We start from the raw sequence: 22744 nt of genomic DNA on the forward strand, positions 1-22744 counted from the left end.
CTCATGATCGGCGTCCTCGCCATCCGGCACCGGCCATCGCCGCTGCGGCCACCACGGCTCCTGCACCAACGGCCCCCTGCAGGATTCGGTTGCTCGGATGCCTCTCCTCGGCTTCTGCCAGACTCGACGCGCCCCTGTGGCGCGGTTCGCGGAACGTGCCCTTGTAGGGGGCCTGCACGGGGTGGTCCGAGGGAACGACGTCCCAGCTGTGGACCACGATCAACCCGTCACCGCCATAGGAGGTCATCCGCATCTTGTAGCGGTGATGCTTCATCCCGCGTGGCAGCTGGTAGCCGATGTCGACCGGCTTGGAGGGGTCGTCCATACACACCTGGGCCGTGTCGGGGCTATCGAAACGCGCCACCACCCCAAGGCTGCCACTGCAAAAAGGATCATCAGGATTAGTTTTCTGGGCCTTGGTCACGTTCACCCAGTGCCCTGCATCGTTCTGGTACTCGATCTGGTACGCCCCCGTCAGCATCGACCCGACGGTGCGTACCCCGATCGTCTGTCCCACGGGTTTCTCCAGTCCCCAGCCGTCCCCCAGCACGGTGGGTTTCAGCGTCCCGTAGGGCACAAAGCTGCCTGCCGCCTTGTCGAGGTTGTCCATGGTCACGTCATCGGGCCCCACGAAGATCCATGCGCTGGGAATCTTTTTCGGACTATCCTGAACCGTCGGGAAACCAAGTCTGGTACCCACAATCCCGGTCTCGCCCACAACCACCGGCTTGTCACCCACGACGAAGCGTTCCAGCTTGATCAGCTTGCCGTGGTCGTCGGTGCGCACGTAGTAGGCCGCCAACCGCACCCGGGTGCCCGGCCTCCCGGTCACGTCGACTCCAGACCCGGACACCTCCCGTGCATCACCTCCATACACGCTCACGGTGCACTCATAGTTCGGATCCGAACACAGTTGGGCCGAGACGCCATCGTCGGCCTGGGCCACCACCGGCCATGAAACCACACCGACAACCACCACGACAGCTGCCAGGCACATCGTCCTGCGAACCTTCACCATTGGTCCTTCTCCATAGTCCCAGTCGCACACGACCGGCATGACGGAAGGGGATCGGCGAGACCCCCAGACCTCGCCGATCCCCTTCCGTCACTCACTTACTTCTTGACAGGGGGATTGATCGATGGAATTCTGTTTCCGCCCAAGGTGACGCCCACCCACGTGTCAACGCCTTCTTTTGGCGGTGCCCACAGATCCCAGTTCTTGTTGACCTTGTTGGCCGAGGAATACATCCAATATGCCTGTTTCTGACCCACGTCATGAATACCATTGACTATGGTGACCAAACCTGAAACGTCATCAACCTTAAATGTAATCCCGACGGCCGTGAGCGGCTCCACTCGAGGATCACCATGTGAATCAGCCCACTGGCCACCCACATTGCACCGCACCAGAATCCCCGGCTTGGCCTTCCAATTGTCCGGAATGATCGGCTTCTGGCTCATGTCGGCACTATGATCCACCACCACCGTCTGCCCCTCATTGGCAGCGCAGGCTCCGTCATGCCATCCCGGCCCGGAGGCTGGCCCAGCCGCCTGGGCCGCCCCCGTTCCGGTCACGGCACCAGCGGCAAGCAGCACCGCGACCAACGGACCAGCGATCCGTCGGCTCATCGTCGACATTCCCATCTTCTTCTCTGTCATCATTGCATCTCTTCCTTTCACAACAGATGACACGTTTACGGGTGCCCCAACCACCGTCGCCTGGTCAGGCTCCGGTGGCGGGCAGTGCGGGAGCAGCCAGTGACCCGCCATCTGGCCCCGGGGCTGCAGGTATCTTCGCGTCATCGCGACCATCTCGGCCATCCACCGGCCGCACCGTCGAATCGGGGGGATTCACAGACGCATTCGGAGCAGGGGTGGTGGTCCTACTGGGTTTCGTGTCCGGGGTGGGCAGTGGCGTCAGGGTAGGCGTGGGACTCACAGTCGGATCGGAACTCGGTGTAGGGGTCGGAGTCGGTGCGGGAGCATCGGCGTACTGGGGCCGGTGCTCGGGCCGGTTCGGGTTGTCGCCAGCGAAATAGAACTCCGCCCCGGGATTCTCCGGATCGTCTGTGTGCCCATCAGGGTAAAGAGCAATGGCCACAGCCATTCCCTTGACAGGCTTCTCGGGCAACGGGCGCCAACCCACATCCGCCGGCTTTCCCGGATAATCCTCATCATTGTGAACCTTCTCCGGCCATAACGGCAGCTTGCCATCTTTACCAGGCACCACCGTCACACCCGAGGCCGTAGTCTTATCACTGTAGAAATTGATCCCCAAGAAACTGGCCCACCCATTCGGATCCACCGTCCCCGGAATACCCACACTCGCCGCCCAGTTCGCCGGCTCCATCTCAAAGTTGAAATCATGACCCTTGGCGTACTTGACCGGCTCCAAACCCTTGTGACAGCGCACAAACCAGCCATCCTTGACATGCGCATCGGTGTACGTGGTCGTGGCCGGATTCAAATCCCCCCGGTCCTTCGGATCCAACGCCGCCATATCGATAAGAACCGAATAACCCTCCTCATCCTTGGCACACCACCCCGGATGCCACTGATCCGCCGACGCCGTCGGAATCTGCTCCACATCATCATCGGCCCATGCCGGCACGACGAGACCGCCAGCCGCCATCACAGCAGCCAGACCCCCCGTCACCCACCTCATCATCGCCTGTCCCATCGATCCTTCACCTTTCTCACCCACACGTGTCCTTCACGTGTGGCAGCCTTCATGAACACACGCGCCCCGCCGTGCGGACGCCTCACTCGAACAGATCGGTACCAACCTCGTCGTCCTCACGATCCCGGCGCCTACCCCGTGTCATCCACCACGCCACGACACCGGTAACCAGCAACACACCCGCACCGGCACCCCACACCCAGCCAGGCACACGACGAGTACCACCAGAAGCCGAGGGACCCTGCTGCTCAGAACCCCACACCCGGCCATCACCAGGAGACGGCGACACCACCACACCAGCCGAAACCGACGGAGAAGTCGACGGAGACGGGGTGACAGACGACGACGTCGATGGCGAGACGGACGGCGAGGGTGTGGCAGACGGCGACGCGGACGAAGAAGCCAATGGGGACGGTGTACGCGCAGCCCTGCGCACCTGCGAGCTCACCCGGTCACCCGCATGAACCTCCCCACGCCGGACAGCACCATGACCAGCCCCAGCCGAACCACCACGCCCGTTCGAACCATCATGGTGCAGGGCAGGATGCGATTTGGGAGAGGGAGTCGGCTTGTGAGTATGCCGCGGCCTGTGCGGATGCGGCCCGTTCCCCGACCCCGGATCCCGCGTGGGACCACCCGTGGGAGTAGAAGGCCGCGGCCGAGGATTCTTCGGCACACACCCATTCACAGTCCCATCCGAGAACTGCGGCGTCAACGTCCACCCCGGACACGGCTGATGTGTCTGCGGATCCTGATGATTCTTGGGATGCAACGCTGCATCCCCCAAACACACATGGCTGCTTATATCTGTACAATCTGCCTTTATTCCGTAGGAGAGATATGCGACCGTACCAGCCGGAATATGATCTGCATGTTCATTTAGGGCACCAGTGTAGGCGGGAAGAATTCGATTGTTTGACTGTGAAGGCCACGGCCCATCAGCCGGTGAACGATCTGGCGGAAACCCACCTGAAAGGCTCCCCGTGATGTCCGGACGAATCCACAACATGTCAGTCCATGTATAGACGTTCTGATCAAAAGACGTATGAGGTTTTAGCTTGGTATTCCTAACCGGCTTCACGCCCAGAATCTGCGTCTTTGCATTGTCATAGTCGTTTTCTCCTGGGGTCATCCCTCTAGGGGTTACATAGTCAGAGGTCAAGTCAGTAGATATCCCCACCGACTTGACAGCGTCGTAGTAGAACAGCCGGTACTGCTTTTTAGGGTTATAGTTCCACAATCCCTGATGACAGCGCACAATCCAACCATCAGCAGCAGTAGGGCCAAACTCCTTGGTATGCGCCACCGTCAACCAGCCGCGAAGCGACTCTGAGACACCGGAATAGTCAATGACGACCGAGAACCCCTTCTCACCACTCCGGCACCACCCATCCCGCCACGTACCTGGGAGTACTTCCGAGAGGGAATCGCCCTGGACCTGCCTGCCCCCATCACCCACAACCCGATTACCGTCAGGCCCCGCCACCGCCGACTGTGGCGCCACACCACACACCACACCGGTCAACAGCACGACAACAGCCGTCACCAGCGCCCACCAACGCCGCCGATCCATCAAGCTTCTCCCATGCCAACAACTCAAGTCCACAAGCCCCTTGACTGAAAAGGAATGAACCGTGGTGGGTATAGCCCCAGGGGGTTATACCCACCACATATGCATCTGGTCACAGATGACTCGGGCTACTACCTATCAGTGAATCTGCACCGTCTTGGCCTGGTTGGCACCCACATTGTCATAGGACTGCAGACCGCGTAGCGCCGGAACCGCCTGCGTCGTCGCCATCATCGGCGAATACGATGCGGGGAAAGATCCATCGTCCTTCTGCTGCTTAACGAGCCACGTCTGGCCGGACACAGCCTGCGCCTTGTGATCCGCATCTCCAGCCCGGTACAGTCCTGGTGCCACCCACGCAGTGGTGTTCACATTCGGGCCCTTGCCCTTGAAACCCCAGCCATCATTCTGCCTAGCGGCGTCAAGACGCTTGACAAGCGCCGCCTTGGCAGCCGTGATCTTCCCCTGCTGCTCCGAAGTAGCCTTCACATGAGACAGGGCCGTGAGCGTGAGACCATCGGTGTCCGGATCCTCCCACTTGGGAGTCGTGGTCGCATCGTCGGTCACCTTGTCGAACAAAGCCTTGGGAATCGGTTTGCCCAACCGCTCCAGAGCGATCATGTCGAGCGCCTGATTCGTCGCATACTCATTGAACTTCGACGCCGAGGTCACCGGATTGGCATAGTCGAACCCGTCATAGGTGGTCGACTCACCAAGAGCCAGCAAGGTGATCGTCACCTTCGCACACCCACCCACATTCGCCCTAGTGCAGTAACTCGGCCCTTGGGCCTTGATGGTGTCCTTGACCTTGGCAACGGTAGGCGAATCCTTCCTGCCCGCCGCCACCAACGCCAGAGCCCCATCCAACTGCGAACCCAAACCGCCCTTCACCAGATCAGCCCGGTGACTATCGATGTAGTCGGCCGCCTTCTGGGCTTGGGAGGCATAATCGGCGGGCCCAGACGTCTGAGCTGCCTGGGCGGGGGCCGCCGTCACCCCCACTGCGCCTACCATCAGTGCAGCGGCCACCACCGGGCCCACCACACGCTTGCACGTCGTCCTTGCTCCTACTGCCATGGCTACTCCTCAATCTTGGAGCGTTCCGAGAGGAGCCGCGGGCAGCACAGGCGTAGCAAGCGTCGGTGACGATCCGTAACCCTCGACGGAACCAGAAACCAATCTCCACGGTGATCTGGTACTCCGACTTCCACACACGAGATGCGGTCACGGTTGCGGGACAGCGCCGGATTCCCACCGACTTCCCCACATCACCTGGGCATCAACCCACCCATTGGGCTGACAGAGAAAAAGATACACCCCATTTCGACAGATGCCACACCCACCCCAGGAAACGCGCATCAAACGCGCATCGGCACAGACATTCACCACGGGATTCGGGCCTGTGGGCATCCACCCCGCGAGATCACTGGGAAGGCTCATCCTCCGATGAGGGCCTCTCCCGGTCCTCCGGCTGCCATGCCAGACCCAGAGGGTGTGCCGGGTGCAGAGCCGCGTCGTCCTCGGGAACCGACCGCACTCTGCCGATCGGGCTGCCGCGGTGCTCGAACCGGCACGTGACGACGCCGTGGCCCGATCCCCACACCCAGCCCCGACCGTACTCATCGTGAACCACGTCGGCGCCCGGCGGCCAACGCCTGCCGTCGAAGGATCGCCGCCGGCCGAAGGGCCCGGGTTGGACAGGCGTGACATCCTCGGTCACCTCGGGTTCATCGAGCAGATGTCCGTCGTCGTCGATGATGAAGAGTTCTTCCTGGGCTGAGGTCGTGAAGTTGGAGACACCGACTCCCAGCAACCGAACCCCCTCACGCAGGTCGAGGGAATCGAGCATCCGCACTGCCAGATGGGTAATCCTCTCGGGCGAGTCAGTGGCGCCAGTCAGGGTCACCGACCGCGACCACACCTGGAAGTCCGCCATCTTCGCCTTGAGAGTGACGGTGCGGGCGAAATGCCCGGACTTCTTGAGTCGCCCGCACACCAGGACGGCATGGCGCTCGACGATATGGCGACACTCCTCGCGATTGGTGAGATCGTGCTCGAAGGTGTCCTCCACCGAGATCGACTTGGCGATCCGGCTCGCGACCACCGGCCGGTCATCCCAGGCCCGTGACAAGGCAACAAGGCTCGTCCCCGACGCATGGCCCAACTCATGGACGAGCTCCGACTCCCGAGCAGCACGGACATCAGCGATGGTGCGCAGGCCGAGCTTGTCCAGCCTTTCCGCAGTGACTGGTCCGACTCCGGGAATCGCCCGCACTGGTAGGGGAGCAATGGTGTCGACCTCGGTCCCGGGGGCGACGAGGGCGATCTGGTCACTGTGACCGCGCTTCGGCTTGGCCATCTCGGAGGCAACCTTGGCCATGAACTTGCTCGAGCCGATCCCCACCGAGCAACTCAGTCCCTCGGTGCGCTCGAAGACTCGGGCGCGGAGATCGACAGCAACCTGGTGCAGCGCGTCAAGATCCTCGACGTCGATCCCTCCCGACTCCAGATCGACGAAAGCCTCATCGAGGCTCAGCGGCTCGACGAGGGGCGACAGTTCTCGCAGGGTTGCCATAACGACCTTGGAGGACTCCCGGTATGCCTGGAATCGTCCCGAGAGAAAGGCAGCATGGGGAGCCAGACGTCGAGCCTGTGCCCCTGCCATGGCGGAGTGGACGCCGAATTTACGGGCCTCGTAGGAGGCCGTCGCCACGACTCCCCTACCACCGACCCCACCGACGATCACGGCCTTGCCGACCAGGGAGGGCTTGTCCCGTTGCTCCACCGAGGCGAAGAAGGCATCCATGTCCAGGTGGAGGATCGACGCCGTCGATCTCATGCCCGGCGCCGATACCCGACGAAGTCGAACCCGTCACGGGGCTCACGTCGGGTCTCGACCCACACCCGCCGATCGATGTGGGGGAATCGTGCCGAACCCTCCGGTCTCTGGTGGACCTCGGTGATGTCGAGCTCGTCGCACAGGTCGAGGGCATCAGCGTAGATCTGCCCTCCCCCGGCAATGAAGCAGATCTCCTCGCCGGCGTCACGAGCCATTCCGACGGCTTCACGCGGGCTGGCTGCGACGTCGACGCCATCGGCAGACCACTGCTGGTCACGAGTGCAGATGATGTGACGCCGTCCCGGGAGCTTGCCGATCTGTTCAAAGGTGCGCCGCCCGAACACCAGGGTGTGGCCCATCGTCACCCTCTTGAAGCGGCGGAAGTCCTCGCTGATGTGCCAGAGCATGTCCTGGCCGGACCCGATGACGCCGTTGTCGGCGACCGCTGCGATGGCGACGACCTTCATCATCCCTCCTGGTACTTCGAATCCTGCAATCCGGCCGTGCTCAGACGGCAATCGGGGCGGGAAGGGCCGGACAGGGGTCGTACCCGGTCAAGGTGATGTCCGACAGCTCGAACCCGTCGATGTCACGAATCTCCGGATTGACGGTCAGCTGAGGAAGCTGTCGCGGCTCACGCTCGAGCTGCTCGTGCACCTGATCGAGGTGATTGAGATAGAGGTGGGCGTCACCCAAGGTGTGGACGAACTTCAGCGGCTTCAATCCCGTCACCGAGGCCACCAGACGGGTGAGCAGTGCGTAGGACGCAATGTTGAACGGCACACCGAGGAAGGTGTCACCGGAACGCTGATACAGCTGGCAGCTCAGCCATTCCGGATCCCCGTTCTCGTCAGGAGTGACATAGAACTGGAACAAGGTGTGACAGGGCGGCAGGGCCATCTCGTCGACCTCGGCCACATTCCACGCCGAGACGATGTGACGACGCGACCACGGGTTGGTGCGGATCTGCTCGATGACCTTGGCGATCTGGTCGATCGTGCCGCCGTCGGCGTCGGGCCAGGAACGCCACTGGTGACCGTAAACCGGTCCCAGGTCGCCATTCTCGTCGGCCCATTCATCCCAGATATGGATGTTGTTCTCGTGCAGCCAGCCGATATTGGTGTCCCCGCGCAGGAACCACAACAGCTCCCCGAACACGCTACGGGTGTAGATCTTCTTCGTCGTCACCAGCGGGAAGCCCTCACGCAGGTCGAAGGCCATCTGATGGCCGAAGACACTCAGGGTCCCGGTGCCGGTACGGTCCTCACGACGCACGCCCTCGTCGAGGATCCGTCGCAACAAGTCGAGGTAAACCTGCACGTCAGCGCCCTTCCAGGTGAGTGACGATGGCCGGGACGATCGCGCGAACGGCCTGTCCACGGTGACTGATGGCGTCCTTGACCTCAGCGGACATCTCAGCGCTGGTGAGGTCACCGGGCTGAGCATCAGGCACGAACATCGGATCGTAACCGAACCCGTTCTCCCCGCGCGCCTCGGAGATGATCCGCCCCTCCATCGTGGCGACCTTGGTGATCTCGGTGCCATCAGGGTCCACGAACGCCATCGCGCACACGAACCGACCACGACGACGCTCGTGGGGAAGGTCGAAGGTCTGGTCGAGCAGCAACTGGAGATTGCGCTCGTCGGTCGCCTCGCGTCCCGACCAGCGCGCCGAACGGATGCCCGGCATCCGGTTGAGGGCATCCACCTCGAGACCCGAGTCATCGGCGAGAGCTGGCAGACCGGTGTCACGGGCAGCAGCTCGGGCCTTGATGAGGGCGTTCTCGACGAAGGTGGCGCCGGTCTCCTCGGGAGCCGCAGCATCACTGACCTCCGACAGACCGACGATCTCGACGTCAGTCCCGGCCGCCTCGAAGGTACGCCGCAGTTCGACCAGTTTCTTGGCGTTGTTGGACGCCAGCACAACCCTGCTCACAGCGTCACCCCGAGGGCCTCAGACTGTGCAGCCTTGAGCGAGGCGCAGCCGCCGGCAGCCAGATCAAGCAGCTCATTGAGGAGGCCACGGTTGAAGGGGGCTCCCTCCGCGGTTCCCTGGATCTCGACGAAGCCCCCGTCGCCGCTCATGACGACGTTCATGTCGGTGTCGGCCCGGGAATCCTCCTCGTAGGCCAGGTCGAGCATCGGGGTGCCACCGACGACGCCAACCGAGATGGCCTGCACCGAACCTGTGATGGGCTCCCAGACGAGGCCGCCACGCTCACGCAGCCAGTTGACGGCGTCGACGAGGGCGACGTAGGCGCCGGTGATCGAGGCGGTGCGCGTACCTCCGTCGGCCTGCAACACGTCGCAGTCGAGGATGATGGTGTTCTCACCCAGCGCCTTGTCGTCGACGACAGCGCGCAAAGACCGCCCGACCAAACGGGAGATCTCGTGGGTACGCCCGCCGATCTTGCCCTTGCGGGACTCGCGGCCGGAGCGCTCGTTGGTGGCGCGCGGCAGCATCTCGTACTCAGCGGTCACCCAGCCGAGTCCGGATCCCTTGCGCCAGCGCGGCACCCCTTCGGTGACCGAGGCATTGCACAGCACGGTGGTGCGTCCGAAACTCACCAGCACCGATCCCTCAGCCTGGGTCAACCAACCGCGTTCGATCCTGACGTCCCGCAACTGGTCCAGGCGGCGTCCATCAATTCGAGAAGTCTCACTCACGCTGCCAAGGGTAGTGGGAGGGACTGACACGAATCAGGGCTATGACACGGTACGCTCCCCAGGTCGCTCAGCGGCGTCACTCAGTCGCGCACGACCGCACGGTCCCCGAGAGGATGTCGGTCAGCGTGCACCGACTGCACGTCGTGGACGAAACCCTCCATGAGCCGTCGTCCCAATCTCTCGAAGCGCTCCGCGTTGCCCGTCGTCAGGAAGTAGCGGATGGACTCGCGAGGCTCGGAGTGCAGCAACCCCGAGTCCGCCATCAAGGAATAGGAGGCCCGCGCACACTGGTGGGAGGAGGAGATGAGGGTGACGTCGTCGCCCAGGACATAGGAAATGAGCCCAGCCAGCAGCGGGTAGTGGGTACAGCCCAGGATGAGGGTGTCGCAACCGGCCTCCCGGATCGGCTCCAGGTAGTCCCGCGCGATGGCCTCCAACTCCCGTCCGCTGGTGACCCCCTCCTCGACGTAGGGGACGAACTTCGGACAGGCCTGGGTCGTCAAGGTGATGCCAGGCACCGCCGCCAGCGCGTCCTCGTACGACAAGGATCGAGCCGTGGCCTCGGTACAGATGACGCCGATACGACCGTTCCGGGTGGCTGAACTGGCACGGCGAGCAGCCGGCATGATGACGTCGACAACCGGGACGTCATAGCGCTCCCTGGCATCCCTCAGCACTGCCGACGACGCCGTATTACAGGCGATGAGGAGGGCTTTCACGCCGTGGGCGACGAGACGGTCGAGGCATTGCAGGGCGTAGCGACGCACCTCGGCAATCGTCTTCTCGCCGTAGGGAGCGCGGTCCGTGTCACCCAGATAGACGATGTCCTCGTTGGGCATGAGGTCAACGACGGATCGCGCCACCGTCAGCCCTCCGAATCCAGAGTCGAAGATGCCGATCGGGGCGTCGACAACGTCGAGGTCAGGTTCGGTCACGGCTGGCAAGACTACCGCGCCCTCGCCGGAAACCGGCCATGCGCACGGTTTTGCTGACGCTGGCATGACGAAAACGACCCCCAGTGATGACAATGAGGTAAGGCTTGGCTATTCTCTAATCGTGCGTCGGGATTCCGGCGTCGCCATGACCATCGAGGAGGAGCACCATGACGAGGCACATGAACCGCAGCATCGCGAACAACGCCGTCGTCGTACCGCTCAGTTCACTGCCGACTGGGCAGAGCGCGACTATCGAGGACATCGCCACCGACTGCGCCGATCACATCTCACACCGACTCCGCATGCTCGGTTTCGGACGAGGCCGTGAGATCACCAAGGTCCGTCAAGCACCCTTCGGCGGCCCCATGGTCTTCCACGTCTGCGACGTCCAGATGTGCCTGCGACGCGCCCAGGCCGACATGATCATGGTCCGCCCGATACCCCAGCCGCAGCCGACTGCTCAGCCGTGCGTCGCCGCTGTCGCCGCGTGACCTTCCCCATTCATCTTGCGCACCTCAGCGTGCGTCCATTCGAGGTTTCCTGATGCCCACACCCACCGCAACGTCCTGCCACGCCGCCCCGACAGCGGAGCCAACGAAGGGCTCCCCGAGCCTGTACCTGGTCGGCTCACCCAACGGCGGCAAGACGTCGATCTTCAACCAACTCACCGGCCTGCACGCCAAAACTGGCAACTACCCCGGGGTCACCGTCGCTCGCACTACCGGCGTCTGCCGGATCGGCAACGTTGAATACGGCATCGAGGACCTCCCCGGCGCCTATTCCCTCAACCCCATCTCCCCTGACGAGGCCGTTGTCGCCGAAGCCTTGGACTCCTCCCTCGAAGGCGTGCAATCGCCCGACGGCGTCCTCGTCGTGACCGACGCGACGGCATTGCGGCGCTCGCTGCTGCTCCTCGCCGAAACTCTGCAACGCAATCTGCCCACCGCCGTCGTCGTCACCATGACTGACGAGCTGCGACGCCGTGGCGGCAGCCTCGACACCACCGCCCTGTCCCAGGCATTGGGCGTGCCGGTGGTGTCCGTGGTCGCCAATCGTGGCATCGGCATCGGGGAACTGCGCCACCTCATCAGCGAGTGGCAGACCTGGAGCCGTCCCCCCGTCCTGCCGCCCACCGACGCCGAGGAACTGGCCGGCTGGGTCGATTCCATCCTGGCCAGCATCGGCTACCAGGACCCCCACCCTGACTCCCGAACCGAGCGCATTGACAAGGTGCTGCTGCACCCGGTGTGGGGAACGATCGTCTTCTTCCTGGTGATGTTCATGTTCTTCCAGGCGCTGTTCACGTGGGCAGCCCCCTTCCAGGACGCCATCGACGAGTTCTTCGGGTGGCTCGGTGGTGAAGTCGACACCCACGTCTCCAACCCCATCCTCGCCGGTCTGCTGGGAGACGGAATCATCGGCGGCGTCGGTTCGGTGCTGGTCTTCGTGCCACAGATCCTGCTGATGTTCCTGCTGTTGGCCCTGCTCGACGCGGTGGGCTACATGTCGCGGGCGGCGTTCCTCATGGACAAGGTCATGAGCCGTGCCGGGTTGGAAGGACGAGCCTTCGTGGCGATGTTGTCCTCCTTCGCCTGCGCCATTCCAGGCATCATGGCCACGAGGACCATTCCCTCGGCCAAGGACCGTATCGCGACGATGCTCGGCGTCCCGCTGGCCACATGCTCAGCGCGCCTGCCTGTCTACGTGCTCCTCGTGGGCATGCTCGTCCCCGAGGCCACCCGAATGGGCCCGTTCTCCGGTCGAGGCGTGGCCATGTTCCTGCTCTACCTCCTCGGCGCGGTCTCGGCGATGGCGGCGGCGTGGGTCGTCAAGAAGATCACCGACCGGTCGGGCGTCCTGCTGCCCTTCTACATGGAGATGCCGCCCTACCGGATTCCCACCCTGCGCTCGGTGGGCATCGCGATGTGGGAGCCGACCAAGGCCTTCCTGCGCAAGGCCGGCACCATCATCATGCTGACGACCATCGTCATCTGGGCACTGACGACCTTCCCGATGCGCTCTGACGCCGAGCTGTCCAAGGCCGGCGTCGATCCGCGCGACGACGTCGCGGTGGCGGCCTACACCATGGATCACTCCATGGCTGCGGGGGTCGGCAAGGCCGTCGAGCCGGTCTTCGAACCGCTGGGATTCGACTGGCGCATTGACGTCTCCCTCATCGGCTCGCTGGCTGCCCGCGAGGTGGCCGTCTCCACCCTGGGCCAGATGGCCTCGGCCACTGATCCCGAGGACGACGTCGAGGTGGCCGAGCAACTCGACCGCTGGACGTGGACGCACGGTGAGCACCAAGGTGAGAAGGTCTTCACCTCGGCGACCGTCGTCGCTCTCCTCCTCTTCTTCGCCTACGCCCTGCAGTGCATGTCGACGGTGGCGATCATGAAACGGGAGACCGGAGGCTGGAAGTGGCCGTCGATCGCCTTCGGATACATGTTCGCACTGGCGTGGATCATGGCCTTCATCGGGCGTCTCGTGACGAATCTGGTGATCTGATGAATCTTGCGTCCCGACCTTCCATGGCCGTCCACCCGGAGGCAACGGCTGACCCCGCGACCCTGCGTTGGATGATCTCTGGTGTGAGCCTGCCCTTCGCCGGCGAACTGGTGAGTGCGCCAGGTCTGGACGAGTTCCTGGATCGAGTGCGCGTCGAGGTGACGGTTGGCGCCGTCATCGCGACCGCCCTCGACGGCGATTGGGGGCGCATCGGCGCCGGCTTCCGGACGGGGCTGACCGTCGCCCTCGAACGAACTGACGACTGGGTCGGTGGGCCTGACGCCCAGGCCCTTGACGAGGTACTGACCCTGAGACGGTGCGCCGACGAACTCATCGCAGGTCCCGTCGGTGCCGTGGCCACCATGCACGGTGGGTCGATCGAGTTGGTCGACGTCACGGTCCACCGCGGACAGCGCACTGTCGACGTGGCCATGAAAGGTGCCTGCCGGGGTTGTCCGGCAGCTATCATCACCTTGCACCAGAGGTTGGAACGTCAGCTCAGCCTGAGGTTGCGCGAGCCGGTGAGTGTCCGAGAGGTGTGACCCCTATTCCGACAGCTCCACCTCGACGAGCACCTCGACAATGAAGCCGAGCCATTCGTAAACGCACTCCTCCTCGGCCTCCAGCTCCTCCCGAGCGACCCGGGCGACCTCCTCAGCGGTGATCTGGTCAGTGATACCCAACCTGGCCGCCATCATCCCCCGCAGCACATTGACAGTACGAAGCCACCGCTGCGTCGTCTCCGGATTCATGGAGATACGGCCAGTTCGGTGCAAGGTCTCCAGATCAGTCCGCAATGCCTGGGCATCTCCCCAACGCGCGGCGACCTCCTCGGCGTCATGGCTGGCGTGGAACTGGGCGTCAGCAGCGTCATCGTCGCGATAGGCGCTCGGCAGGATGGCCCGACGCACCTCGTCGTCCTCCTGGGGACCGGAGAACTGGCTCTCCCAGAAGACGAACGGATCTCCGCCCGAGGTGCGATGGGCGGGAGCGGTGCGTAACCGCGACAAGGCCTCGACGTAGCGGCCCAGGGCGATCTCGATGCCGATGGTCTCGCGACGCTCCAAGTACCAGACCCACCGATCCCGGGTGCCCTCGATCCTCATTCCCGTCCGCCCTTTTCGACCGAGGCCTGCAGTCCGTAGCCGTGCATGGCGTGCACCGCGATCTCCATCTCCTCCTTTGACCCCTCGGCCACTGTGGCCCGGCCATGGTTGTGGACCTGGATCATGAGCTGCTCGGCCTTCTCGCGGGGGTAGCCGAAATACCTCATGAACACCATCGTCACGTAGTCCATGAGGTTCACCGGATCGTCCCAGACGACCGTCGTCCACGTCGATTCCTCATCGGTGAGACGGTCGGTCCGTGCAATGGGTTCCACGGTGGCTGCAGACATGTGCCCATTCTGTCACCAGGCGAGGACACACAACCCCACCGACGAGGGCGCCCCATCCCCCCTAAACTGTGGCCCATGTCGACCGCAATGTTCACCGACCATTACGAGCTGACCATGGTCGAGGCTGCCATGGCATCGGGAACCGCTGACCGCCGCTGCGTCTTCGAACTGTTCCCACGGCGTCTCCCCGAGGGCCGCCGCTACGGCGTCGTCGCCGGCACTGGGCGTGTCCTCGATGCGGTGGAAGACTTCCACTTCACCGACGAAGAAGTCTCCTTCCTGGAGAAGACCGGGGTCGTCGGCCCGCACATGGCCGAGTGGCTGTCGAACTACCGTTTCACCGGATCCATCCATGGTTACGCTGAGGGCGATCTTTACTTCCCGGGATCGCCGCTCCTCACCGTCGAGGGCACCTTTGCCGAGGCCTGTGTTCTCGAGACACTGCTGCTGAGCATCTACAACCATGACTCCGCGATCGCATCGGCGGCCTCCCGCATGGTCATGATGGCCGAGGGCCGCTCCATCATCGAGATGGGCTCTCGTCGTACCCATGAGGAATCCGCCGTCACCGCTGCTCGCGCTGCCTGGATCGCTGGATTCGGCCCGACCTCGAACCTCGCTGCCGGCATCCGCTACGGCGTCCCCACCTCCGGCACCGCCGCCCACGCCTTCACCCTTCTCCACGACACCGAGGAGGACGCCTTCCGTGCCCAGCTGGCCGCCTACGGAGAGAAGACCACCCTGCTGGTCGACACCTACGACATCGAGAACGCCGTGCGCACGGCCGTCCGCCTCACCGAAGGACGCCTCGGCGCGGTCCGCATCGACTCCGGCGACCTGTCCATCGCCGCCCGCCAGGTCCGCGATCTGCTCGATGACCTCGGTGCCACCAACACCCGCGTCATCGTCACCAGCGACCTTGACGAGTGGCAGATTGCCGCCCTGCGTGGCGCCCCCGTCGATGGCTTCGGCGTCGGAACCTCCCTCGTGACGGGCTCGGGAGCGCCGACCTGCTCCTTCGTCTACAAGCTGGTCGCCCGCGCGATCTCGAACGCTCCGGACGCCGAGCTGTTGCCGGTGGCCAAGAAGTCGTCTCACAAGAACACCGTGGGAGGACGCAAGTACGCGGTGCGACGCATCGGTTCAGGTGGTACCGCCACCGCCGAGGTCGTCGGGGTGGGCCAGCAGCCGACCGCCGACGCTGACGACCGCAACCTCATCGTCCCCCTCGTCGTCGATGGCGAAGTCGTGGGCCGTGAGCCTCTCGAGGCCGCACGTAAGCGTCACCAGGCTGCCATCGCCGAGCTGCCGATCTCCGGACGACGTATCTCCCGCGGCGACCAGGCCATTCCGACCATCATGGTGAAGCAGGGAGATGACGGCGCCGATACCGTTCTCGGCGCCTCGTTGTCCTGAGTATTCCGGCACTGGCTCAACCGGCCGCTCCAACTACTCGAAATGTGACAACCGGGTAAACACTGGTCCGAAATGGGTGGAAAACCCGCTGTTGAAGCGCATCTGGGCTTGACTGAGGACCGACACCCGCTAATGTCTTTGAGTAGGGAAACGGCAAGAAGCCGAAAACCGAACACAGTCCATCTGAGGAGACCCCATGACCAAGTCCGAGCTCATCAAGGCTGTCGCCAAGCAGGCCTCGCTCACCGAGGCCCAGACCAACGAGGCCGTCAAGGCTCTCACCGACGTCATCACCGGCGCCCTGGCCAAGGGCGAGAAGGTGCAGCTTCCCGGTCTGTTCACCGCCGAGGCCGTCGAGCGTCCCGCTCGCAATGGCCGCAACCCCCGCACCGGCGAGTCCATGACCATCCCCGCTCACAAGGCCGTCAAGATCTCGGCCTCCAGCACCCTCAAGAAGGCCGTTGCCGACTGAGCGACTGGCACGGGTTGTCGACCCGTGATCAAGCATTCGGGGTCCGATGCCATCAGGCGTCGGACCCCGGTTTCACATCTCCTACGACCAAAGTCAGCCGATCACTTCTCGTTCATGACCCTAGACAGTCGCGCGGCCCTCTCATCGGTGAAGACCTCCTCGAGCCACATCGGCGAGCCATCCGGATGACTGAGAGGCACCCGCCAGTTCGGGTACTCATTGGTCGTGCCGGGCAGGTTCTGGGTACGTCGATCCCCCACGGCATCGGTGAGGGTGGCGTTGAGGACCTTAGCCGGCGTCTGGGTGAGCATGCGGTGCATCGCCACCACGATCTCTTCCTCCGAGGGATCGTCCCCCTCCAACACTCCACGCGCCCGCAGGATGCCGATCCAGGTCTCCGTCTGACGGGCTGCCTCGGCCCGCTCGTGCTCCAAGGACTCTGTGAGCAGTCCGAGCTCGTTACGCACCTCGACATGGTCACCAGCGAGGTAGCCGGTGGTGGGCGGGAGGTCATGAGTGGTCACCGAACTCATGGCGTACTCACGCCACTGCTCGGGAGCCAGCGGATGGCCGTCCTCGCCATTCTCGAACCACAGCACCGAGGTACCCATGATCCCCCGCTCACGCAGATACGTGCGCACCCACGGCTCGACGGTGCCCAGGTCCTCGCCCACGACGAGGGCGCCGGCACGGTAGGCCTCCAGGGCCAGGATACCGACCATGGCCTCGTGGTCGTACCGGATGTACGTTCCCATGCACGGGCCAAGACCGGCTGGGACCCACCACAGCCGGAACAGGCCAAGGATGTGGTCGATACGGATACCGCCCGCATGTCGCAGGGCCGCCCGCACCATCTCACGGAAGGGCTGGTAGGCCATGTCGGCCAACATGTCCGGACGCATCGGCGGCTGACCCCACTCCTGACCGGCCTGGTTGAAGGCATCAGGCGGGGAGCCGACGGAGACACCGTCGGCAAAGAGTTTCCCGAGCATCCACGCATCTGCTCCGGCACCCGAGACGCCGACGGCCAGGTCACAGATGAGGCCCAGGGACATCCCGGCGTCACGTCCGGCCGACTGGGCGGCCGAGAGCTGTTGGTCAGCAATCCACTGCAGCCACATGAAGAAGTCGACGCGATCCTCGTGAGCGCGCACGAACTCCGAGACGGCTCGGTTGCTGGGACGTTGGAACCCTTCGGGCCATTCGTGCCAGTCATTGCCGTAGACCTCGGTCAGCGCACACCAGGTGGCCAGATCGATCAGACGGGTGCCGCGCAGCCTGCGGAAGGCCTGGTAGGACAGCTCTCGCGACCCTTCCAGACCGAGGGCGTGGACGGCCTCGAGGACCGGCAGCTTGGACGCCCAGGAACGGTCACGGTCGATCGTCTCAGTGGTCGCGGCCGCATGAGCCTGGGCGGAGCGGGCCTTGGAACACTCGTAGGAGCCGAGGTCTGCGAACTCAGGAATGATCTCAGGGCGCACGTACAGCGGGTTGAGGAAGAGACGGCTGCAGGGCAGATACGGTGAGGGCTCGATCGGGGAGACAACCTGGCTGGCATGCAATGGGTTGACGAGCATGTAGTCCGCACCCTGGGTTGCCGCCCAGGTGGACAGATCCGCCAGATCCGCCAGATCGCCCATTCCCCACGACCCCCGAGACCGCGTGGAGTACAGCTGCACCGCATGGCCCCAGACCCGGGACGAACCCATTGACCTCGGCAGACCGAGCCAGTTCGGGGAAACCACCAGGGTCGACGTGGCGCGGTGATCAGCCGTCGTCGCGACGATGGTGTGGTAACCCAGCGGAAGGTCAGCCGGGATGCCGAAGGTGGCCTCACCGATCCAGCGCCCCTCGACCTGGCGATCCGGGGTCCAGTTGTCGACCTGCCAACACTCGCGATGATGACCGTCCTCACAGATGATGTGAACATCGACCCACTCCCCGGCATTGACGTGGACGTCGACGCGTCCTTCCTGGCCCTCGCGCAGCACGACGATTCCGGGCAGGACGCGACGCCAGGTGCGGTTGGCGACCTCTCGGCATGCCTGTTCGGCCAGCTCCGGGGTCGACGCATCGATCCCGAGCCCGGCAAGGACGGCGATGACGGTCGCCTCCTCAACCTCGATGTACTGGCCCTTCCAGTCGTGGTAGTCACGAGCGATGCCGAAGTAATCGGCCAGGGTCGTCAAGTGGGGATCTGTCAAGGACATGACGGCCTTTCGGTGCCCCAGAGTGGGGGCGGGATCAATGCGGACGGAATGTGGGGACGACATCGTCGCCCCGTCTGGACAAAACTCACTCGGCGTCGAGCTGGCGAACCGGACGAACCACCTGAGTGCCGGCAATGGCGTCGTGGATGGTCTGGCGAGACCGCTGCCACAGCGGCATGAGATAACTGAACGGAGTCAACAACACAATGACCTGGTTGCCAATCTCCACACAAGCCCAGGCCGTGGCACGGACAAGAGCACGCCACCACACCAGTCGGCGATGGTCCTGGCCCTGATTGGTGGTCACGACGCGCAGCCCGCAGACAAGCTGGCCAACCGAACCGGCGCAGGTCGCCAGCATGATGAACTGGTAGATCGCCTGGGCGATGATGACGGCACCAACAAGATTCGTCATGTCGTAGACGAACCCTGCATCACTCAGCGACTGCGTGGTGATGACGTCAGACGGACTCGCCCCCGCGCTGATCCTGCGCATCGATTCGTCGAGGAACGCCTGGTAGCTGGCCATGATGCTGGCGATCTTCTCGTGCATGGTGACGCCGACAACGGCCCACACCAGGACGAAATCGATGACGGTCGACAAGGCTCGCCACCACCACCCGGCCAGGGGCACACCGTCAGCGGTGGTGCCCCACTTGCTGCGCGGCGCCGTCACGTCTCCGTGCCGCGGCGCAGTGGTCGTCTGACGCGGGGACGAGGGCACCCGTGAGACCGGGGCCAGCGTCTCAGGCACATGACCGGTGACATGACGCGGTTCGGGTTCGGGCGAATTCCGCAGATTGCGGGTCCATCGTTCGCCGTCCCAATACCGCTCCTGATCACTTCCGGCAGGGTCGGGGTACCAGCCCATGGGGGGAGGAGTCGCATTCGTCACCGGTCCATTCTCCCACGATGGGCCCATGATGCTAATTACGTCCGCTGCCAGCTGGACTCGTCGTCCTCCGTGGTCAGGCATGATGTCTGCCACGTACACTGGTCCACCATGAGCACACAGGTGGCACCAGGTTCCAGTACGGCGGTCGAGGAGAAGACTCGTCCATCCTTTGATGACGGTGACGCCGAGCGCTTCTCCCACTACGTCCCGAAGGCCAAGCTCACCGACGCCATGGTCAACGGGACCCCTGTCGTCGCCCTGTGCGGCAAGGTGTGGGTGCCCTCCCGCAATCCGGACAAATTCCCCGTCTGCCCGGAGTGCAAGGAGATCTTCGAGTCGATGAAACGCTGAGTCCCCCGCACCATCGTCACACAGGTTCGGTCACGTCGGAGAGAGCGAGTCGGCGTCAGACCGTCGCCAACCAGGCGAGGGCCAACTCGTAGCCCTTCAGCCCGAGGCCGGCAATCGTCCCGGTGACATGCGCCGAGACCACGCTGTGGTGACGGAACTCCTCCCGGGTGGCGATGTTCGAAATGTGCACCTCGATGCAGGGTGCCTCCACCTGGGCCAGGGCATCAGCAATTGCGATGTTGTAGTGGCTCCAGGCAGCCGGATTGATGACGACCGGGATGCGATCGTCAGCAGCTTGATGTATCCACCCGATCATCCGCTCCTCGGAGTCGGTCTGACGCACCTCGACGTCGAGCCCGAGCTCGCGGCCGTACTCGATCAGCCGGGCCGCCAGGTCACCGTGAGTCGTCGTCCCATAGATCTGGGGTTCACGGCGACCCAATCGTCCCAGGTTCGGGCCGTTGAGCACCAGGACAGGCTTGCTCATACCTGATCCTCCGGACGCTTCTCGTCCTCCCCGATGCGACGATCGCCGTACCGAATGTCAGGTTCGAGGAAGAGCGGGCCGACAAGCGGTTCCGCAGCACGGACGGCCACCTCCGCATTGTCGATGATGCGTGCCACCTCGAGTGCGGAGTCGCCCGGGTCGACGGCGATCTTGGCAGCCAGCAGGATGGTGTCTGGACCCAGGTGGACCGTCTTCATGTAGATGACCGAGTCGACGCCGTCAGTGCCCACGAGCGCGTCGTGAATGGCCTTGCGTGACTCCGGAGTTGCCGACTCCCCTTCCAGCAGGGACTTCATCTCTCGCGAGAGAATGGCTGCGACGACGATCAACAGGACGCCAATACACGCTGAGCCGATGCCGTCGAAGATCGGGTTGTGCGTCAGGATCGTGAGGCCGACACCGAGGAATGCGAAGAGCAGACCGAGAACGGCAGCCGCGTCCTCCATCATGACCACTGGCAGCTCCGGGGCCTTGGCCTTGCGGATGTACTGCAGGATCGTCATGCCATCGCGATCTGGCTTGCTCTCCTTGAGAGCGGTGTGCAGGCTGGCTCCCTCAGCACATGCCGAGATGATGGTCACGACCAGCGGCACCCACCACCACTGGGAGTCGAGCAGCTCTTCAGGCTTGCCGGCGAGGGTGTCGCTGATCTTCTGGTACGACGAGTACAGGGCGAACAGTCCACCGACGCTGAAGATGACCACGGCGACGATGAAGCCGGACAGGTAACGGGCCCTCTCGTAACCGAATGGGTGGTCCTCGTCGGCCTTCTTGTGGGCAGCCTTGCCTCCGACCATGAGGACGACCTGGTTAGTGGTGTCGGCCACCGAATGAATGGCCTCGGCAAGCATCGAGGATGCGCCAGTCAGGGCCCATGCGAGGGCCTTCGTCACCGCGATCGCGAGGTTGGCAGAGGCAGCGGCAATGATTGCCTTGCGACCTCCGCCCTCCTTCTCCGGCTTCTCGGCCTCGTCCGGCCCCCCAGCCACGTGGGACTGACTCATGACATCTCCTCCAGACGGTCCAGCCCAAGGGCCAGGTAAACGGTGGCGAAACTTCCCTGCAGCAGGAGGGCAACGTAACGGTCCATCGAGGAGGACCTCTCATCAATACCCAACGGCAGGGTGACGCTGCGCACCCTCACGTCGTGGATGGCACACAGTTGCTCCAACTTCCGACGAGTGACCTCGTGCTCGGTCTCGGCGTCATCCATGACGACAAGTACCGGTCGACGCGATTCACCATCGAGGTCAGGATCGGAAAAGGGATCTCGTCTGGGAGCGGATTCAATGATGGGACGCAGCGCGGCGGCGTCAGCCGACAGCGCGATTCGACCCGTGGCCCGACGCATCAACTCGGCCAGGCGACGAGAAGCGCGTGCGGCCAGCACCGATCCGCCCCAGGTCAGAGGTTCGGCGTCAGCCAGGGCACAGGCCAGGTCCTTGGCCTGGTTGACCGCCAGATCGCGATGCGGTGAGGCCGATTCGGCCACCATGTCTGCCACCCGAGCGACCTGGCCGGGATCGACGGCAGGACCGAGCCCCAGATCGCCCAGCACTGCCAGTGCGGAAACTGCGGCTGAGATGGGATCCTCAGAGACCATCTGAATGCGGGCAGTGCCATGGTTACCGGCAGCGCGCCAAGATTCGCTGTCCCCGGTGGAGGCCAGGATGATGGCGCTACCGCGACGGCGCGCCTCTGCCACCTGGGTAGCGCATCGTCCATCGGCGTCGAGGACGGCCACGAGATCCAGGGGACCCACCCATGCCGGTAAACGACGGAACGGCCACGCGACGAGGGGGACCGGGCACACCGGCTCCAGAACTGAGCGCACCAGACGGGCTTCCGGACCGACGACGAGAACCCCCCTGGGCTGTCCCCATTCACCGACGGTTCGACGCACCTCGTCGAGGCTGGCCGAGTCGCGACGGACACGTGCACCGGTGCTCGCCAGATGTCGCAAGACCCCCTCGGTCAGAGGGTCGAGCGGCGCGTCGAGACGTGAGTCGTCGAAAGTCACCGAGGTCTCAGCTCATGACGACGGGTGGGCTCGAAGACCTCGGCGTCCTGCGCGTCAGCGGTCCTCGTCGCCCCGCGCTGACGGGCGGCGTCAAGGCGAAGATCAGGCACACCGTCGCGCACCAGGAAGGCCAGCCCGCAGGACGGCGAGGAACAGACCAGCTCCCCACTGTCGAAGTCGAGTGCGAACCGGGAGTGGCACGCCGGGCAGGCTGCCACCTCCAGGAATGCCGGTGAGAGGTCGAGTGCCTCAGGGGCCAGCGGTAGATCAGGCATGA

The 22744-nt window shown here is 64.0% G+C and carries 25 protein-coding genes and 1 riboswitch; of the genes, 7 read left to right on the forward strand and 18 right to left on the reverse strand.

The genetic code is table 11. The features are described from left to right. Position 1: 1 nt before the first annotated feature. The 3 genes from HMPREF9153_RS11505 to HMPREF9153_RS01325 form a co-directional block, all read right to left on the reverse strand. Positions 2-787: a hypothetical protein gene (locus tag HMPREF9153_RS11505; protein WP_238993135.1), complete on the reverse strand. Its 786-nt coding sequence runs from the start codon at positions 785-787 to the stop codon at positions 2-4. Between the two features lie 326 nt (positions 788-1113). Beyond that, positions 1114-1662 (reverse strand): hypothetical protein, encoded by a 549-nt coding sequence (locus tag HMPREF9153_RS01320; RefSeq protein ID WP_004808838.1) that lies wholly within the window; start codon positions 1660-1662, stop codon positions 1114-1116. A gap of 61 nt (positions 1663-1723) precedes the next feature. Further along, entirely contained in the window at positions 1724-2680 is a 957-nt protein-coding gene (locus HMPREF9153_RS01325) for a hypothetical protein (protein ID WP_004808839.1), read from the reverse strand. 332 nt (positions 2681-3012) lie between these two features. Between HMPREF9153_RS01325 and HMPREF9153_RS12540 the strand changes: the two genes are divergently transcribed. Further along, entirely contained in the window at positions 3013-3144 is a 132-nt protein-coding gene (locus tag HMPREF9153_RS12540) for a hypothetical protein (protein ID WP_256998260.1), read from the forward strand. 1244 nt (positions 3145-4388) lie between these two features. Here the strand turns inward: HMPREF9153_RS12540 and HMPREF9153_RS01330 are convergent. The 7 genes from HMPREF9153_RS01330 to murI form a co-directional block, all read right to left on the reverse strand. Continuing rightward, positions 4389-5327: a prenyltransferase/squalene oxidase repeat-containing protein gene (locus HMPREF9153_RS01330; protein WP_071161837.1), complete on the reverse strand. Its 939-nt coding sequence runs from the start codon at positions 5325-5327 to the stop codon at positions 4389-4391. Positions 5328-5423: 96 nt separating this feature from the next. After that, positions 5424-5566, reverse strand: a riboswitch (cobalamin riboswitch). A 107-nt stretch (positions 5567-5673) separates the two neighbouring features. Then, positions 5674-7089: a DNA polymerase IV gene (locus tag HMPREF9153_RS01335; RefSeq protein WP_004808842.1), complete on the reverse strand. Its 1416-nt coding sequence runs from the start codon at positions 7087-7089 to the stop codon at positions 5674-5676. Beyond that, positions 7086-7556 carry a dihydrofolate reductase gene (locus tag HMPREF9153_RS01340; RefSeq protein WP_023031810.1) on the reverse strand — a complete coding sequence of 157 codons (471 nt, stop codon included), beginning with the start codon at positions 7554-7556 and terminating at the stop codon, positions 7086-7088. The genes HMPREF9153_RS01335 and HMPREF9153_RS01340 overlap by 4 nt, the downstream gene beginning before the upstream one ends. A 40-nt stretch (positions 7557-7596) precedes the next feature. Beyond that, on the reverse strand, positions 7597-8409 hold the full coding sequence (locus HMPREF9153_RS01345; RefSeq protein WP_004808844.1) for a thymidylate synthase: 813 nt from the start codon (positions 8407-8409) through the stop codon (positions 7597-7599). Between the two features lies 1 nt (position 8410). Next, positions 8411-9025 (reverse strand): RdgB/HAM1 family non-canonical purine NTP pyrophosphatase, encoded by a 615-nt coding sequence (gene rdgB, locus HMPREF9153_RS01350; RefSeq protein WP_004808845.1) that lies wholly within the window; start codon positions 9023-9025, stop codon positions 8411-8413. Beyond that, positions 9022-9786: a ribonuclease PH gene (gene rph / locus HMPREF9153_RS01355; protein WP_036979526.1), complete on the reverse strand. Its 765-nt coding sequence runs from the start codon at positions 9784-9786 to the stop codon at positions 9022-9024. The genes rdgB and rph overlap by 4 nt, the downstream gene beginning before the upstream one ends. Positions 9787-9836: 50 nt before the next feature. Beyond that, complete coding sequence (murI, locus tag HMPREF9153_RS01360) at positions 9837-10691, reverse strand: glutamate racemase (protein WP_036979527.1); 855 nt, start codon at positions 10689-10691, stop codon at positions 9837-9839. Positions 10692-10870: 179 nt separating this feature from the next. Between murI and HMPREF9153_RS01365 the strand changes: the two genes are divergently transcribed. From HMPREF9153_RS01365 to HMPREF9153_RS01375, 3 genes are read left to right on the forward strand one after another with little or no spacing between them, the layout of a single operon-like run. Next, positions 10871-11182 (forward strand): FeoA family protein, encoded by a 312-nt coding sequence (locus HMPREF9153_RS01365; protein ID WP_015582287.1) that lies wholly within the window; start codon positions 10871-10873, stop codon positions 11180-11182. 52 nt (positions 11183-11234) lie between these two features. Beyond that, the gene (gene feoB / locus HMPREF9153_RS01370) at positions 11235-13199 is read left to right on the forward strand and encodes a ferrous iron transporter B (protein WP_004808849.1); all 1965 of its coding nucleotides are present in this window, start codon (positions 11235-11237) and stop codon (positions 13197-13199) included. Continuing rightward, the gene (locus HMPREF9153_RS01375) at positions 13199-13741 is read left to right on the forward strand and encodes a NifU family protein (RefSeq protein WP_036979528.1); all 543 of its coding nucleotides are present in this window, start codon (positions 13199-13201) and stop codon (positions 13739-13741) included. The genes feoB and HMPREF9153_RS01375 overlap by 1 nt, the downstream gene beginning before the upstream one ends. A 3-nt stretch (positions 13742-13744) precedes the next feature. Here HMPREF9153_RS01375 and HMPREF9153_RS01380 read toward each other — a convergent pair whose 3' ends face one another. Both HMPREF9153_RS01380 and clpS read right to left on the reverse strand, forming a co-directional pair. Next, positions 13745-14305: a DUF2017 family protein gene (locus HMPREF9153_RS01380; protein WP_004808851.1), complete on the reverse strand. Its 561-nt coding sequence runs from the start codon at positions 14303-14305 to the stop codon at positions 13745-13747. After that, positions 14302-14595, reverse strand: coding sequence for an ATP-dependent Clp protease adapter ClpS (clpS, locus tag HMPREF9153_RS01385; protein WP_004808852.1), 294 nt, complete (start codon positions 14593-14595; stop codon positions 14302-14304). The genes HMPREF9153_RS01380 and clpS overlap by 4 nt, the downstream gene beginning before the upstream one ends. A 75-nt stretch (positions 14596-14670) precedes the next feature. On the opposite strand from clpS, the gene HMPREF9153_RS01390 reads away from it, so the two are divergent. Further along, on the forward strand, positions 14671-16011 hold the full coding sequence (locus tag HMPREF9153_RS01390) for a nicotinate phosphoribosyltransferase (protein WP_004808853.1): 1341 nt from the start codon (positions 14671-14673) through the stop codon (positions 16009-16011). A gap of 196 nt (positions 16012-16207) precedes the next feature. After that, complete coding sequence (locus tag HMPREF9153_RS01395; protein WP_004808854.1) at positions 16208-16483, forward strand: HU family DNA-binding protein; 276 nt, start codon at positions 16208-16210, stop codon at positions 16481-16483. A gap of 101 nt (positions 16484-16584) precedes the next feature. Here HMPREF9153_RS01395 and malQ read toward each other — a convergent pair whose 3' ends face one another. Beyond that, complete coding sequence (gene malQ, locus HMPREF9153_RS01400) at positions 16585-18693, reverse strand: 4-alpha-glucanotransferase (RefSeq protein ID WP_004808855.1); 2109 nt, start codon at positions 18691-18693, stop codon at positions 16585-16587. Positions 18694-18778: 85 nt separating this feature from the next. Then, complete coding sequence (locus HMPREF9153_RS01405) at positions 18779-19588, reverse strand: RDD family protein (RefSeq protein WP_004808856.1); 810 nt, start codon at positions 19586-19588, stop codon at positions 18779-18781. A 108-nt stretch (positions 19589-19696) separates the two neighbouring features. Between HMPREF9153_RS01405 and HMPREF9153_RS01410 the strand changes: the two genes are divergently transcribed. Next, entirely contained in the window at positions 19697-19939 is a 243-nt protein-coding gene (locus HMPREF9153_RS01410) for a DUF3039 domain-containing protein (protein WP_004808857.1), read from the forward strand. Positions 19940-19994: 55 nt separating this feature from the next. Here HMPREF9153_RS01410 and aroQ read toward each other — a convergent pair whose 3' ends face one another. From aroQ to HMPREF9153_RS01430, 4 genes are read right to left on the reverse strand one after another with little or no spacing between them, the layout of a single operon-like run. Then, positions 19995-20426 (reverse strand): type II 3-dehydroquinate dehydratase, encoded by a 432-nt coding sequence (gene aroQ / locus HMPREF9153_RS01415; RefSeq protein ID WP_004808858.1) that lies wholly within the window; start codon positions 20424-20426, stop codon positions 19995-19997. Beyond that, positions 20423-21451: a cation diffusion facilitator family transporter gene (locus HMPREF9153_RS01420; RefSeq protein WP_004808859.1), complete on the reverse strand. Its 1029-nt coding sequence runs from the start codon at positions 21449-21451 to the stop codon at positions 20423-20425. Before HMPREF9153_RS01420 ends, aroQ begins: the two co-directional genes overlap by 4 nt. Continuing rightward, the gene (locus tag HMPREF9153_RS01425; protein ID WP_004808860.1) at positions 21448-22467 is read right to left on the reverse strand and encodes a phosphoheptose isomerase family protein; all 1020 of its coding nucleotides are present in this window, start codon (positions 22465-22467) and stop codon (positions 21448-21450) included. Before HMPREF9153_RS01425 ends, HMPREF9153_RS01420 begins: the two co-directional genes overlap by 4 nt. Beyond that, complete coding sequence (locus tag HMPREF9153_RS01430; RefSeq protein WP_036979923.1) at positions 22464-22742, reverse strand: Trm112 family protein; 279 nt, start codon at positions 22740-22742, stop codon at positions 22464-22466. Before HMPREF9153_RS01430 ends, HMPREF9153_RS01425 begins: the two co-directional genes overlap by 4 nt. Between the last annotated feature and the right edge of the window lie 2 nt (positions 22743-22744).

Origin of the sequence: Cutibacterium avidum ATCC 25577, from assembly GCF_000227295.1 — a bacterium.
In the GTDB taxonomy this organism is placed as follows: Bacteria; Actinomycetota; Actinomycetes; order Propionibacteriales; family Propionibacteriaceae; genus Cutibacterium; species Cutibacterium avidum.

Bases quoted from the DNA above. Each gene is read 5' to 3' on its own strand.
- HMPREF9153_RS01365 (WP_015582287.1), top strand. From the start codon at position 10,871: ATGAACCGCAGCATCGCGAACAACGCCGTCGTCGTACCGCTCAGTTCA.
- HMPREF9153_RS01340 (WP_023031810.1), bottom strand. From the start codon at position 7,556: ATGAAGGTCGTCGCCATCGCAGCGGTCGCCGACAACGGCGTCATCGGG.
- HMPREF9153_RS01420 (WP_004808859.1), bottom strand. From the start codon at position 21,451: ATGAGTCAGTCCCACGTGGCTGGGGGGCCGGACGAGGCCGAGAAGCCG.
- feoB (WP_004808849.1), top strand. From the start codon at position 11,235: ATGCCCACACCCACCGCAACGTCCTGCCACGCCGCCCCGACAGCGGAG.
- HMPREF9153_RS01410 (WP_004808857.1), top strand. From the start codon at position 19,697: ATGAGCACACAGGTGGCACCAGGTTCCAGTACGGCGGTCGAGGAGAAG.
- HMPREF9153_RS01390 (WP_004808853.1), top strand. From the start codon at position 14,671: ATGTCGACCGCAATGTTCACCGACCATTACGAGCTGACCATGGTCGAG.
- HMPREF9153_RS01330 (WP_071161837.1), bottom strand. From the start codon at position 5,327: ATGGCAGTAGGAGCAAGGACGACGTGCAAGCGTGTGGTGGGCCCGGTG.
- malQ (WP_004808855.1), bottom strand. From the start codon at position 18,693: ATGTCCTTGACAGATCCCCACTTGACGACCCTGGCCGATTACTTCGGC.
- HMPREF9153_RS01375 (WP_036979528.1), top strand. From the start codon at position 13,199: ATGAATCTTGCGTCCCGACCTTCCATGGCCGTCCACCCGGAGGCAACG.
- HMPREF9153_RS01380 (WP_004808851.1), bottom strand. From the start codon at position 14,305: ATGAGGATCGAGGGCACCCGGGATCGGTGGGTCTGGTACTTGGAGCGT.
- aroQ (WP_004808858.1), bottom strand. From the start codon at position 20,426: ATGAGCAAGCCTGTCCTGGTGCTCAACGGCCCGAACCTGGGACGATTG.
- HMPREF9153_RS01395 (WP_004808854.1), top strand. From the start codon at position 16,208: ATGACCAAGTCCGAGCTCATCAAGGCTGTCGCCAAGCAGGCCTCGCTC.
- HMPREF9153_RS01430 (WP_036979923.1), bottom strand. From the start codon at position 22,742: ATGCCTGATCTACCGCTGGCCCCTGAGGCACTCGACCTCTCACCGGCA.
- HMPREF9153_RS01325 (WP_004808839.1), bottom strand. From the start codon at position 2,680: ATGGGACAGGCGATGATGAGGTGGGTGACGGGGGGTCTGGCTGCTGTG.
- clpS (WP_004808852.1), bottom strand. From the start codon at position 14,595: ATGTCTGCAGCCACCGTGGAACCCATTGCACGGACCGACCGTCTCACC.
- HMPREF9153_RS01320 (WP_004808838.1), bottom strand. From the start codon at position 1,662: ATGATGACAGAGAAGAAGATGGGAATGTCGACGATGAGCCGACGGATC.
- HMPREF9153_RS01335 (WP_004808842.1), bottom strand. From the start codon at position 7,089: ATGAGATCGACGGCGTCGATCCTCCACCTGGACATGGATGCCTTCTTC.